The 13,318-nt window shown below is 66.6% G+C and carries 11 protein-coding genes; 8 read left to right on the forward strand and 3 right to left on the reverse strand.

Going from position 1 to position 13,318, the window contains the following annotated elements; genetic code table 11:
• Positions 1 to 43 precede the first annotated feature (43 nt).
• The 3 genes from OSB52_RS04145 to OSB52_RS04155 all read left to right on the forward strand — a co-directional run bounded on the left by OSB52_RS04145 (position 44) and on the right by OSB52_RS04155 (position 2,528).
• Entirely contained in the window at positions 44 to 562 is a 519-nt protein-coding gene (locus OSB52_RS04145; RefSeq protein ID WP_235723933.1) for a DUF6764 family protein, read from the forward strand.
• A 142-nt stretch (positions 563 to 704) separates the two neighbouring features.
• Entirely contained in the window at positions 705 to 1,667 is a 963-nt protein-coding gene (ppk2, locus tag OSB52_RS04150) for a polyphosphate kinase 2 (RefSeq protein WP_372475024.1), read from the forward strand.
• A gap of 42 nt (positions 1,668 to 1,709) precedes the next feature.
• Positions 1,710 to 2,528, forward strand: coding sequence for a hypothetical protein (locus OSB52_RS04155; protein WP_266060340.1), 819 nt, complete (start codon positions 1,710 to 1,712; stop codon positions 2,526 to 2,528).
• A gap of 13 nt (positions 2,529 to 2,541) precedes the next feature.
• On the opposite strand, the gene OSB52_RS04160 is transcribed toward OSB52_RS04155, so the two are convergent.
• Positions 2,542 to 4,605, reverse strand: a complete 2,064-nt coding sequence (locus tag OSB52_RS04160) for a prolyl oligopeptidase family serine peptidase (RefSeq protein WP_266060341.1) — start codon at positions 4,603 to 4,605, stop codon at positions 2,542 to 2,544.
• A gap of 192 nt (positions 4,606 to 4,797) precedes the next feature.
• On the opposite strand from OSB52_RS04160, the gene OSB52_RS04165 reads away from it, so the two are divergent.
• Positions 4,798 to 6,420, forward strand: a complete 1,623-nt coding sequence (locus tag OSB52_RS04165; RefSeq protein WP_266060543.1) for a serine hydrolase — start codon at positions 4,798 to 4,800, stop codon at positions 6,418 to 6,420.
• A gap of 21 nt (positions 6,421 to 6,441) precedes the next feature.
• Here OSB52_RS04165 and OSB52_RS04170 read toward each other — a convergent pair whose 3' ends face one another.
• On the reverse strand, positions 6,442 to 7,641 hold the full coding sequence (locus tag OSB52_RS04170; RefSeq protein WP_266060342.1) for an NADH:flavin oxidoreductase: 1,200 nt from the start codon (positions 7,639 to 7,641) through the stop codon (positions 6,442 to 6,444).
• Positions 7,641 to 8,237, reverse strand: coding sequence for a TetR/AcrR family transcriptional regulator (locus tag OSB52_RS04175; RefSeq protein WP_266060343.1), 597 nt, complete (start codon positions 8,235 to 8,237; stop codon positions 7,641 to 7,643). Before OSB52_RS04175 ends, OSB52_RS04170 begins: the two co-directional genes overlap by 1 nt.
• A 249-nt stretch (positions 8,238 to 8,486) precedes the next feature.
• Here OSB52_RS04175 and lpdA point away from each other — a divergent pair, with 249 nt between their 5' ends.
• From lpdA to OSB52_RS04195, 4 genes are all read left to right on the forward strand, one after another.
• Complete coding sequence (lpdA, locus tag OSB52_RS04180) at positions 8,487 to 9,872, forward strand: dihydrolipoyl dehydrogenase (protein WP_266060344.1); 1,386 nt, start codon at positions 8,487 to 8,489, stop codon at positions 9,870 to 9,872.
• Between the two features lie 405 nt (positions 9,873 to 10,277).
• A complete protein-coding gene (locus OSB52_RS04185; protein WP_266060345.1) occupies positions 10,278 to 11,363 on the forward strand; it encodes a helix-turn-helix domain-containing protein in 1,086 nt (361 codons plus the stop codon).
• A complete protein-coding gene (locus tag OSB52_RS04190; protein ID WP_266060347.1) occupies positions 11,360 to 12,391 on the forward strand; it encodes an AraC family transcriptional regulator in 1,032 nt (343 codons plus the stop codon). Before OSB52_RS04185 ends, OSB52_RS04190 begins: the two co-directional genes overlap by 4 nt.
• 52 nt (positions 12,392 to 12,443) lie before the next feature.
• Positions 12,444 to 13,316: a DNA-3-methyladenine glycosylase family protein gene (locus OSB52_RS04195; RefSeq protein ID WP_266060545.1), complete on the forward strand. Its 873-nt coding sequence runs from the start codon at positions 12,444 to 12,446 to the stop codon at positions 13,314 to 13,316.
• Positions 13,317 to 13,318 lie beyond the last annotated feature (2 nt).

Raw genomic sequence — 13,318 nt, forward strand, 5'->3', positions numbered from 1 at the left:
TGCCGGGTCGGTGCGTTCGGGGCGATCGAGGAGTCGAATGCTAATGCGTATCAACAAACTTCGGATTCGTGCGGCGGCCGTCGTGCTCGGCGGCGGAGTGCTGGCGGCGATGGCGGCATTCGGCGGCGGGACGGCCGACGCAGCGACCACGTGTTCGGCATCCAACGGTCACCAGATCGAGCGCACCGTCGGCCACGGCGGCTGCGGGGCGAAAGCCGGCCCCGGCAGCACCGCCTTCGCCGAGGACTCCAGCGATGCAGGCACTGCGGTGGCGGTTGCCGACAAGGGTGGCAATTCCACGGCCCGTAATCTGCAGCCCGGTTCCACCGCCCTCGCCGGCGCCTCGACCGGGGGCACCGCGTTCTCGGTGACCACCGGACCCAAGGCATTCTCGGTCGCCCAGGCACGTCAGGGTGGCACAACGGTTGCCATCGGGGGATGGGGCGGACAGGCAGTCGCCGGCCCCGACGGCACCATGTGCCAGGGCGGATTCGCGACGGCTTTCGACAGCACCACCGGCAAAGCCTGCCTGCGCTCGGGAACCATCGACCTGCGCAACTGACGTAGAGCAATGGTTCTGGTCGCAGCTACGGTTTCTGGCCGCAAGTACCCGCTCCAAGCCGGAACTTGCAGCTGCGGCCAGAACCTGCGGCGGTTTACCTTGTCGCCACGCGACGTTTGACGGCTGCGCATATCGTTGAGACGTGACCGAGACACACGATCCTGTACTGAGTACCTCGGCCGAGCCCGGCCCGGATTTCAGCGTGATGAACGGGCGAGAGGCGCTGCAGCGGCTCGTCGACCTGCGCGACACCACGCAGTTCACGGTCAACGACGACGATGATGACGACCCCGTCCTGTTGACGCTGCCCGAACGCAATGTCGTCGACACCTGGCGGCAGGACTATCCGTACGACGAACGGATGAGTCGGCGTGAGTACGAGGTGACCAAACGTCGCCTGCAGATCGAGCTGTTGAAGCTGCAGAAGTGGTCCAAGCAGACCGGGCAGCGGCACCTGCTGGTGTTCGAAGGCCGCGACGCCGCCGGTAAGGGCGGCACCATCAAACGGTTCAACGAGCACCTCAACCCACGCGGTGCACGCACGATCGCACTGGAGAAGCCCAGCGAACGTGAGGCCACCGAATGGTACTTTCAGCGGTACGTGCAGCATCTCCCCGCAGCCGGTGAGATGGTGTTCTTCGACCGTTCCTGGTACAACCGCGCCGGCGTCGAGCGGGTGATGGGTTTCTGCACCCAGGAGCAGTACACCCAGTTCATGCACCAGGTGCCCGCATTCGAGCGGATGCTGGTCGACGACGGCATCAACCTGGTGAAATTCTGGTTCTCGGTGACCCCGCTCGAGCAGCGCACCCGCTTCGCGATCCGCCAGATCGATCCGGTGAGGCAGTGGAAACTCTCACCGATGGACCTTGCGTCGCTGGACAAATGGGAGGCGTACACCGCCGCCAAGGAGGCGATGTTCGCGGCCACCGACACCGACCACGCGCCCTGGACCGTGGTCAAGAGCAACGACAAGAAGCGGGCCCGGATCAACGCGATGCGTCACGTGCTGAGCCTGTTCGAGTACGAGGGCAAGAACACCGAACTCGTCGGCGCCCCAGACCCGTTGCTGGTCGGACGCGCCCGCGACCTGGTCGGGGAGTAGGCGTCACCGGTCGTCGGCGACGGCGTCGGTAGCCTCGTGGGCGTGCGGACTTTCCTCAGTGGGTTGTTGACCGTGGTGGCGATGGTGGCGATCGTCGTCGCCTTCCCGTCGCTGTGGGTCAAGGAGCGACTCGTCGATTCCGAGGGCTTCGTGGCGACCATCACGCCGATGGCGCAGAACGAGCAGGTACAGGACTACCTGGCGGGTCAGATCGCCGACAGTGTCGCCGAGGAGGTCGGCATCGCGGCGACGGCCCCGGTCGTGGAGCCGGCGGCCCGCGCCTACACGCACAGCGACGCGTTCGAGGCCGATTTCGTCGACGTGGTGTCCCAGCAGCATGCGTGGTTGTTCGATGAGCCGCCGGCCGGATCGGACACCACGACGATGCAGCTCGACATCACCGACATGGTCAACCGGGTGATCGCGCAGACCGGCGTGGACGCGCGCGTCTCCGGCCCGATCCTGGTGCCGCTGAGCGGTAGTGGCGGTGCGGGATTGGAGGCGGGTCGCTATCACGAGGTCGGCCGGCAGATCACCGCGATGGCCTACGCGTCCTTGGCGGTGGCGATCGCCGCCGGAGTGCTCGCGTTGCTCTTCGCTCGGCGCCGGTCGGTCGTGCTGGCCTGGCTGGGTGTCGCCGTCGTGGTCTCGGCGGTGTTCGCCTGGGCGGTGGCGTTGTTCTTCTCCGATCGCGCCAAGGCCGAGGTCGAGGCCGCCGAAGAAGGCGGCCGCGAGGTGTCCGCGGTGATCATCGACGGCGCCGCATCCGACCTGCAGGACCTGGCGCTGGTCGTCGGGGGCATCGGTGTCGGGGTGGTCATCCTCGGCGTCATCGGGCGGCTCGCGAGCGGTCGCCGCTGACCGCCCGGCCCGATCACCCGTCGCCGAGCGCCCGCCACAAGAACTCGTAGGCCAACGCCGACTTGAATGCCGCCTGCTTGTTGTCGGCGGCGCCACCGTGTCCGCCCTCGATGTTCTCGTAGTAGGCGACGGCGTGCCCGAGTTCCTCCAACCGCGCCACCAGTTTTCGGGCGTGGCCGGGGTGGACCCGGTCGTCACGGGTCGAGGTGGTGACCAACAACTGCGGGTACTCGGCGTCGGCCCGGAGATTCTGATACGGCGAGAACGGTTCCATGAACGCCCACTGCTCGGGATCGTCGGGGTCGCCGTACTCGGCCACCCACGACGCCCCGGCCAGCAGCAGATGGAACCGCCGCATGTCGATCAACGGGACCTGGCACACCAACGCGCCGAACAGGTCCGGATAGCGGGTCAGCATGACGCCCATGAGCAGTCCACCGTTGGAACCGCCTTGCGCACCCAACTGCCGCGGGGTGGTGAGTCCTTCGGCGACCAAAGCCTTGGCCACGCTCGAGAAATCCTCGTACACCTTGTGCCGTCCGGCCTTCTGCGCCTGGGTGTGCCACGACGGGCCGTACTCGCCGCCGCCGCGGATGTTGGCAATGACGTAGATGCCGCCACGGGCCACCCAGCCGCGCCCAGCGATCGCCATGTAGCCGGGGGTCAGCGAATTCTCGAAGCCGCCGTAGCCGTACAGCAGTGTCGGCCCCGACGTCACGTCGGATCGGCGCACCACGAAGTAGGGGACGGTGGTGCCGTCATCGGACGTGGCGAAGCGTTGTTCGGCCACCACGTCGGCGGAGTCGAAGAACGCCGGCGACTGCTTGATGACCTCGGCGGCGGCCCCCGACTGCCCGTAGAGCAAGCTCGGCGGCGTGGTGAACGAACTCGCCGACCAGAAGATCTCGTCGCTCTCGTCGGGGTCGGTGTCGAGCACGGAGATCGTCGCCAACTCGGGCAGACCCGGGGTCTCGATCGGTGCCCAGTCACCCAACGACAACGTCGTGATCTCGGTCTGCACGTCGCGCAGGGTGGTCAGGATCAGATGGGACCGCGTGAAGGAGTAGTCGGCGAGACTGGTGTGGGCGTCGGGGGTGAACAGCACGGTCGCCGTCCGGCCCCCGTCGAGGTACTCCGCGTAGTCGAACACCAGCAGGCTGCCCGGCGCGAAGGTCTGCTCTCCGAGGACCCACTCCGATCGCGGCATCACCAGCAGCCAGTCCAGTCGCACCGCCGAATGCGCGTCGGTGGGGACGTCGATGGCGATGGCCTCCCCGTCGCGTAGTTCGTAGCGCAGCGAGTTGAAGAAGTCGGTGGCGCGACTGGCGAAATGCCGTTCGTAACCGGGGGTGCTGTCGTATCCGGCGCCGGCCGACACGTCGTCGACCAGACCGGCGAACACCTCGACAGCGTCGGAAAGCGGCGTGCCCCGGGTCCACTGCTTGGTGATCCGCGGATACCCCGACGTGGTGAGCGACGATGACCCGTCCGGCTGCGGGCCGAAATCGGTTCCCACGTAGACGGTGTCGCGATCGATCCACCCGATGCTCGACTTGTTCTCGGGCAGCACGAAACCGTCGGTGACCCACGACCTGGTGTCGATGTCGAACTCGCGGATCACGGTGGCGTCGGCGCCACCCCGCGACAACGACACCAGCGCGTGCCGGTAGTCGGGCCGCAGCACGGTGGCTCCTGCCCACACCCAGTTCTCGTCTTCGGCGGCGGCCAGCGCGTCGACGTCGATGAGCACATCCCATAGAGGTGCGTCGGAGCGATAGGAGTCCAGCGTCGTACGGCGCCACAGCCCCTTGGGGTTGGTCGCATCGCGCCAGAAGTTGTACAGGTACTCCCCCCGACGACGGACGTACGGGATGCGGTCGTCGGTGTCGAGCACCTCGAGGGCCTCGGCCTCCAGCGCGGCGAACCGGTCGCCGGACCCGAGGTCGTCAACGGTCGGCTGGTTGTGCGCCCGGACCCAGTCGAGTGCGCGGTCACCGGTGACGTCCTCGAGCCAGAGGAACGGGTCGTCGCCCTGCGCAGCGGCGGCGGTCGGTTCGGGGCCTGCGTTATCGCTCACCCGGCCAACCTAGCGCGAGTGCCGGAGTGGCGTCGTCGGGGTTATCGGCCGAACCCAAGCGCATGTGTCCGGAATGTCCGCGTCGACGTCGCGATGTCGTAGCCTGATGGGCGGGTCGGACAGCGTCATGCCCGCCGTGGCATGCAGAACAGGAAGCAGGTGCCCGTGGTGGTCGACCTTGCCCGATCGCTCATGCGTCGACGCCCGGTCGGGGTGGTGACCTCGGCTCTCGTCGTCGCGGCCCTGGTGGCGGCCTGCGACACCGGCAGCAGCAGCGACGGCGCAGCATCGTCGACGCCGCCTGCGTCCTCGAGTTCGGAAGCTCTCGCGAATCCGGCCGCCGAGGTGGCGCTGGCGTTGCCGGACAATGCGGTGGGTAGCGCCGTGGATCAGCTCGACGGTCTGGTCGAATCGCTGATGGAGTCCACCGAGATCCCCGGGATGGCGGTCGCGGTGGTGCACGGCGGAGACACCGTCTATGCCAAGGGCTTCGGGGTCACCGAGGTCGGCACCGACGGTGCGGTGGACGCCGACACCGTCTTTCCCCTCGCATCGATGTCCAAACCCATCGGGTCGACGGTGATCGCCAAGCTGGTCACCGACGACGTGATCAGCTGGGACACCCCGGTGGTGACCAATCTGCCCGGCTTCGCGCTGGCCGACCCGTGGGTCACCGACAACGTCACCATCGCCGACATGTACACACATCGTTCCGGGTTGCCCGAACATGCCGGCGACAAGCTCGAGGACATGGGTTACGACCGCCAACAGGTCCTGGACCGGCTGCGCTACATCCCGCTCGATCCGTTCCGGATCACCTACCACTACACCAACTTCGGTCTCACCGCCGCTGCTGAGTCGGCGGCGCGTAAAGCCGACTCGGATTGGGCGACGTTGTCGGAGAACTCGATCTACGAGCCCCTCGGGATGACGCACACCAGTTCACGGTTCAGCGATTTCGAAGGTGAACAAAACCGGGTGGTCGGCCACGTCAAGGTCGACGACGAATGGGTCACGACGCCCGCCCAGCGCGACCCCGATGCGCAATCGCCGGCCGGCGGTGTGTCGTCGTCGGTGAACGATCTGTCGCACTGGATGCGGATGCTGCTCGCCGACGGTGAGTACGACGGCACGCAGGTCGTCGCCGCCGACGCGCTGCTGCCCGCCGTGACCCCGCAGATCGCGTCGTCACCGGCAAAGACCCCCGACGAGCGTGCCGGCTTCTACGGGCACGGATTCAACGTCGGCGTCACCGAGGCCGGTCGCACCCAGTTCAGCCATTCCGGCGCGTTCGCGATGGGCGCGGGTACCACCTTCTTGGCGATTCCCTCCGCAGACGTCGCCATCGTCGCACTCTCCAATGCGGCACCGATCGGCGCGGTGGAGGCGCTGACCGGTGAATTCGCCGACCTCGTGCAGTTCGGTGAGATCCGCAACGACTGGCGCGACCTCTACGGACAGGCATTCGCACCGTATTCCGCGCCGACCGGTGACCTCGTCGGTGCTGAACAACCGCAGAACCCGGCGCCGGCGCAACCGCCGTCGACCTACGTCGGCACTTACCGCAACGACGTCTATGGTCCGGCCGAGATCCGCGACGAGGATGGGAAGCTGGTCCTCGCGATGGGGCCCGATGGCATCACCACCCACGAACTGCGCCACTGGGATGGCAACACCTACACATTCACGCTGCGCAACGAGAACGCCGAACTCGGGTCGATCTCGAAGGTGTCCTTCGAACCGGAGGCGTCGCGGATGGTGATCGAGTACTACGACGACGACAGCAGCGATGGAGTATTCACCAAGGCCGAGTAGCGTGCCGACGCTGCGTGGGTGTCACACCGCGGCGAGTGGATCGGGGACTTCGCCTTCCCGGATCGGGCAGCGGGTGCGCGAGTAGATCGTCGGCATGCACAGATTGCAGTGCACGCAGCGTGACGTGACCGTCGGGTCGCCCTGGATGCGCAACGGCAGATCGGGCTCGCGCAGCAGTGCACGACCCATCGCGACGAAGTCGAAGCCGGCGTCCAATGCGGTCTGCATCGACGCCCGGTCGGTGACGCCTCCGAGCAGGATCAGCGGCATCCGCACGGCTGCGCGTAGTTGCCGGGCCAGCGGCAACAGGTAGGTGTCGTGATAGTCGTAGTGCTTCAGGAAGAACGGGGCGGCCACCTTCAGTCCGGCACGCATGCTGCCGTGAAAGGCGTTGGCGAACTCTGCTCTCGGCGGATCGCCGTGAAACAGATACATCGGGTTGAGCAGGGAACTGCCGGCGGTCGGTTCGATGGCGTCGAGGTGGCCGTCGGACTCCAGCAGCTGCGCCACCGCGCAGGCGTCGTCGATGCCGAAACCGAGTCGGCCGGCGCCGTCGTACATGTTCAGCTTCGCCCATACCGCTGCCTCGTCGCCGACCTCGTCGCGGACCCCGGCTATCACCTCGCGGGCGAATCTGGCCCGGTTGACCAGGGTGCCGCCGTATTCGTCGCGCCGCCGGTTGAGCAGTGGCGACAGGAAACAACTGATCAGATAGTTGTGGCCGCAATGGATCTCGAGTCCGTCGAAACCGCAGTCCACCGCGATGCGCGCGGCCCGCCGAAACGTCGTCACCATCTCGGTGAGGTCATCACGGTCGAGTCTGCGGGTCACCGACATCCCCATCGGTGCGGGAATGCGAGACGGGCCCAACGCCTTACGGCGGTTGGACACGGAATTGGCCACCGGACCGGCATGCCCGAGTTGAGCCGCAGCCAACGCGCCTTCGGCGTGGATGGCATCGGTCAGGTGGCGCAGCCCGGGCATCGCCTCATCGCGCAACCAGATCTGATGCCGATCGGTTCGTCCCTCCGGTGCGACCGCGCAGTAGGCGACGGTGCTCATGGCGACGCCACCGGCTGCCACCTCGCGGTGGAATTCGATCAGGTCGTCGGTGACGAGCGCGTCGGGGGTGGCGCCCTCGAACGTCGCGCATTTGATGAGGCGGTTACGCAGGGTCCGCGGCCCGAGCCGAGCCGGACTGAAGGGATCGAGCGTACTCATCAGGACTCCTCGGGTGCCGGGCTGGTACGGGCGGGTGTTGACAGGCCGGCGACCACGAAGTCGCGCAGCGCGGCGGTGGCGGCCGACGACAGCGGTGCATCGCCGGCGAACTGCTCCAGGATCAGACCGAAGGCCAGGCCCCACCGGCGGCGCGCATCGCCGACGTCGACACCGTCGACGATCTGTGCAAGCACCTGCGACCACCGGTCGAGTCGAAACCACGGCCGCGTCCACTCCGCGTCGGGGTGGGCCGCGACGAACCGGGCCAACAGGCGCAGGTGCAGGTGACCGACCGGCTCGGAACCGATGGTGGTGAACGGCTCCAGGATCAGGTCGACGAGGTCGTCGACCTGCGCGGAGGCAGGGTCGAACCGGTCGAGCAGCTCGGCCCATCGCGGCGCCATCCGGTCCTCGAGGAGTGCCACCACCAGCGCATCCTTGGAACCGAAGTGATAGTGCACGGCAGCGGGGTTGGCGCCGGCCGCCGCGCAGATCGCGCGGACCGATACCTGCTCGTACCCGTCGGTGAGCAGGAGGGATTCGGCAGCTGTCAGCAGGGCTGTGCGGGTCGTGGCGCTGCGGGTCGATGCGGGCATGGCTCGATGCAAGCACAGTTCCATCAATGATTCAATCAGTGTTGGAAATCGGTGGCGCAGCGTATGGCCAGGTGTGGCGCGGGGCGTCTTCGGTGGCGCAGATGGTGTTGGGTGGCGTGGGCTGTCGACGACGCTCCCCGGTCCGAGCGGACCTGCGTGATCCACTCCGACCCGCGCGAGCTGGTGAAGTTACCGGTGAGTACGGGGACACGCTGCGGTCCCGACAGTGCCCGACGTAGGCTGGCAGGCGTGGCTGAACATTTTCAAACAGTTGTACTAGGTGCAGGTCCTGGTGGGTACGTGGCCGCGATCCGGTCCGCCCAGCTGGGCATGAAAACCGCCGTCATCGAAGAGAAGTACTGGGGCGGCGTCTGTCTCAACGTTGGATGTATCCCATCCAAGGCGCTGCTGCGCAACGCCGAGCTGGCTCACATCTTCAACCATCAGGCGAAGACCTTCGGCATGTCCGGCGACGTCTCGTTCGACTTCGGTGCGGCATTCGACCGCAGCCGCAAGGTGTCGGAAGGGATCGTCAAGGGCGTCCACTTCCTGATGAAGAAGAACAAGATCACCGAGATCGACGGCTACGGAAAGTTCACCGACGCCAAGACCATCATGGTGGGCGATCGTGAGATCACCTTCGACAACGTCATCATCAACACCGGCTCGACCGTGAAGCTGCTGCCCGGTGTCGAGCTGAGCGACAACGTGGTCACCTACGAGGATCAGATCCTCACCCGTGAGTTGCCGTCCTCGATCGTCATCGTCGGCGCCGGCGCCATCGGCATGGAGTTCGGCTACGTGCTCGCGAACTACGGCGTCGACGTCACCATCGTCGAGTTCCTCGACCGCGTGCTGCCCAACGAGGACGCCGACGCATCCAAGGCCATCGCCAAGGAGTACAAGAAGCTCGGCGTGAAGGTGCTGACCTCCACCAAGGTGCAGTCGGTCAAGGACGATGGCGACAGCGTCACCGTCAGCTACAAGGATGCCAAGGACAACGACGGCGAGATCACCGTCGACAAGGTCCTCATGTCCGTCGGGTTCGCCCCACGAGTGGAGGGTTTCGGCCTGGAGAACACCGGCGTGAAGCTCACCGACCGCGGCGCCATCGACATCGACGACTTCATGCGCACCAACGTCGACGGTATCTACGCCATCGGCGACGTCACCGCCAAGCTGATGCTAGCTCACGTGGCCGAGGCGCAGGGCGTGGTGGCCGCCGAGGCGATGGCCGGCGCGGAGACCATGACGCTCGGTGATTACCGCTTCATGCCCCGCGCCACCTTCTGCCAGCCGCAGGTCGCGTCGTTCGGACTCACCGAGGCGCAGGCCAGGGACGAGGGCTACAACGTGAAGGCCACCACCTTCCCGTTCAGTGCCAATGGCAAGGCGCAGGGCCTCGGCGAGACCGCCGGCTTCGCCAAGCTGCTCACCAACGCCGACACCGACGAGCTGCTCGGCGGACACCTGGTGGGTGACAACGTCTCCGAGATGCTCCCCGAGATGACCCTGGCGCACAAGTGGGACCTCACGGCCAAGGAACTGGCACGCAACGTGCACACGCATCCGACGCTGAGTGAGGCGATGCAGGAGACGTTCCACGGCGCGTTGGGGCACATGATCAACCTGTAGGTGGTTTCGGGCCCCCTTCTCCATGTCGAGAGAACCCGGATTCCTGCCGAGGGAACCCAGATTTACATTGAGAGCATCTGATTCGCGATGCGGGCCGGGTTCTCTCGACGACAATCGGGGTTCCCTCGACCGCCGCGGCGGGAGGGACGAGAGGTTCGTGTAGCAGCAAGATTGTGCCGTGCGGGGGAAGAATCGGTGCCAGCTCTGACCTGCACGACACGGCTGGAGTCGGCCATGTGGTGGACGTAGGCGGCCCTGTCGAGCTCAAACAACTTGTGGCACGGGGTTTTTGGTGCGTCACCAGATTGTGGCAGGGGTTGACGCGCGGCAAACGGGTACCTCAATCCCGTGACATCGGTGACATAAAGCATCTCATCCGGCGGCGTGTTCCGTTAATTTCAGATCATGAACACGGGTGAATTGGCCGGTTCTGGCGCGACGGCATCCGCAGTGCCGTCCGCCGCAACCGGTTTGTCGGAAAAGCAAGTTCGGCATTGGCGAGACCGCATGGGGGTCGGCGATGATCCGACAAGATTCGCACGTGCGTCCCATATCGACCAAGCCGTATCGACCGACGGCAACCAGACCCCGGCGCTCGTCGACGTGATCGGTCGGCCCGACCCCGACGACTACGCCGAGATCGTGTACTCCCGTCAACTCTCGGTGCTGGGCGTGTTCGCCGCGCTCCGGACACCGGCAACCGCGGAGCGCACCCCCTCGTTGATCCGGCGCGCTCCCGAACGCGCGATACTGGTGTGCTCGCAACTGTCCGCCGGTGGCGGCCACCTCGACCTTGACGGTCGGCGCCACGAGTTTCAACACCCATCCGACCTGCTGGTTCTCGACTACAGCACGCCATTTCGGCTGTCCACCGACGCCGTCACCGATCCAGTCGGCATCTGGGTTCCCGCCGAGGTCCTCGGTCGTGACGGCGACTGCATACAACATGAAATCGAGTCGGTGCAATCCTCGCCGCTGGCGCGGGCAACCGGCGCGTTCATCGTCACGCTGGCCGTCACCGCCGCCGTCCGCGGGGCCGACATCGACACCGAAACGGAACTCGCCGCAGTCGACCTCGTCCGTGACCTGCTCGGTGCAGCCGGGGGCACGCCGCCCCGGTCGACCGGAAACGGAGTCATTGTGCGCGAGGCCGCTCGGGCGCTGATCCGCCGCAATTTCCGCGACCCAGACTACTCACCCGACCACATCGCGACGGCCCTGTACATGAGTCGACGCAATCTGTACCGGCGGTTGGCCGAAGCGGGGAGCTCACCGGCCGCCCTCATTGCCGAGCAGCGGTTGGAGCGCGCGCGTCACCTCCTCGGCAGCACTCGGGCGCCCATGATCGACCACGTTGCCAAGTCCGCAGGTTTCAGCTCTCCGGCCACCCTACGGCGACACTTCAGGGCGAAGTATGGGGTATCGCCTGAGCGGTACCGGCGCGACCACCGACTCGACGACGCGGCCGCTTCCGCCGGCGACGGGTCATGAGACGGGCCTCCTACTCGCGTCACGGCATCGACCACGACACGCTGACGAGATGGCGCAAATCCGTGGGCGTCGACGACGAGCACGGTCCCGACGCGGCGACCGCGATGGAACTACGCGGCCGAACCGGTCTAGCCGCCTACGGCGCGGCCTTCTCCAGGGTCATCGTCGATGATCCCGACGCGTTTCACGCGGTCATCTACCACCGCCCGTTGTCGATCCTGTCGGCGCACTGCGAGCTGTCGACCCCGCGCACGACCGAACGATCCGACGACATCATTCGTGCCCAACCGGCGCCCATCGTCATGGTCGGCTCCCATCGGCTCGACGGCCGGCTACGCGTCACGCAGTCCGGTGTGCAACGCCAGTACGGCGAAGGGCAACTCGTGGTGATGAGCATCGAGCACGCCTTCGTCGACGAGTGCCCCAGCGTCTGTGACACCACGCTGTTGCTGGTACCGAGTGACATGCTCACCCACGAACTCTTCGATGCGGCCACGTCGTTCCTGCCGGCGGTCGCCGACTCACCCCTCGGTCGGGCGACGGCGACGTTCATCCGCCGGTTCGTCTGCGATGCCGCAGTAAGGGGACTTCCAGTCACGGCTGCCGACGAACTCGCCGTGATCGATCTGATCCGATCGGCGATCGGTCACCACGCGCACGATTCTCACCGCATGGAGAACAACGCCCTGTTCGTCATCGAGGCGGTACGCGAACTGATCGACGAGCGCTTCAGCGATCCCCACTTCACCGCGGACTCCATCGCCGAGGTGCTCCAACTCAGCCGTCGTCACCTGTATCGCCATCTCGAGAGCATCGGCGAGACGCCGGCGGCGATGATCAGCGCGCGGCGACTGCGGTATGCCCGTGAGCTGCTTGCCGTCGACGAGCAGCTCGGGCTGGACGAGGTGGCGTCGCGTTCCGGTTTCTCCTCGACAGCCACCCTGCGCAACCGCTTCCGGGCAGAGTTCGGGATGACGCCGGGCGCCTTTCGCGGTGCGATGCGACGAGGGGTCGCCGGCCGCGGATGACCGCCCGACCACCGCGGCGCGCGGTCGGTACCGTCGATGTGTGGCCACCACTATGCGCACCCGCGACTGGGTCCCGCCGTGGCCGCTCGACATCCGTGCCACCGTCGGACTGCATCGGCGGGGAAGTGGTGATCCATCATTCGTCTACGGCCGGGACGGCTCCGTGTGGCGGGCGGTCCACACCCCCGACGGACCGGGCACGCTGACGTTTCGGTCAGACGGCACCACCATCAGCGGTCGGGCCTGGGGCCCCGGCGCACAATGGTTGCTCGAACAGATGCCCGACTTTTTGGGCGCGCGCGACGACCCCGACGCGCTGGTGCCCCGTGACGACGTCGTGCGGGAACTGGTCCGGCGTGCTGAAGGGCTGCGGATCGGCCGGACCGATCGGGTCTGGGCGGCGCTGGTGCCGGCAATACTCGAGCAGAAGGTGGTGGGGGCGGAGGCCTTTCGGGCGTGGCGATATCTGGTTCGGCGCTATGGCGAACGGGCGCCGGGACCGGTGCCCGACACCATGCGAGTGCCCCCACCGCAGTCCGAGTGGGCGCGTATCCCGAACTGGGAGTGGCATCGCAGTGGGATCGAACCCGTACGGATGCGCACCATTCGGGGAGCGACCGCGCTGGACGTGGAACGCCACCATGACCGCCTGACGCTGCTCCGGGGGGTCGGCCGCTGGACCGAGGCCGAGACGCGCATCCGGGCCGTCGGCGACCCGGATGTCGTGAACGTCGGCGACTATCACATCCCGAAGCTGGTGGGTCTTACTCTGGCCGGTGTATCGGTCGACGATGACGGAATGCTGGAACTTCTCGAACCCTATGCAGGACAACGGCAACGGATCATCCGGATGGTGGAGCGACACGGGGTGCGACCGGAGCGGCGCGGCGCGCGGATGACGGTGCGTGACTACCGTGAGTTCTGACC

This window comes from Gordonia aquimaris, from assembly GCF_026262595.1.
Classification (GTDB): Bacteria; Actinomycetota; Actinomycetes; order Mycobacteriales; family Mycobacteriaceae; genus Gordonia; species Gordonia tangerina.

What these genes read in the sequence shown, in the direction of transcription:
- OSB52_RS04195 (WP_266060545.1), top strand. Translation starts at nt 12,444, where the DNA reads ATGCGCACCCGCGACTGGGTCCCGCCGTGGCCGCTCGACATCCGTGCC.
- OSB52_RS04185 (WP_266060345.1), top strand. Translation starts at nt 10,278, where the DNA reads ATGAACACGGGTGAATTGGCCGGTTCTGGCGCGACGGCATCCGCAGTG.
- OSB52_RS04190 (WP_266060347.1), top strand. Translation starts at nt 11,360, where the DNA reads ATGAGACGGGCCTCCTACTCGCGTCACGGCATCGACCACGACACGCTG.
- OSB52_RS04175 (WP_266060343.1), bottom strand. Translation starts at nt 8,237, where the DNA reads ATGCCCGCATCGACCCGCAGCGCCACGACCCGCACAGCCCTGCTGACA.
- OSB52_RS04165 (WP_266060543.1), top strand. Translation starts at nt 4,798, where the DNA reads ATGCGTCGACGCCCGGTCGGGGTGGTGACCTCGGCTCTCGTCGTCGCG.
- OSB52_RS04145 (WP_235723933.1), top strand. Translation starts at nt 44, where the DNA reads ATGCGTATCAACAAACTTCGGATTCGTGCGGCGGCCGTCGTGCTCGGC.
- OSB52_RS04170 (WP_266060342.1), bottom strand. Translation starts at nt 7,641, where the DNA reads ATGAGTACGCTCGATCCCTTCAGTCCGGCTCGGCTCGGGCCGCGGACC.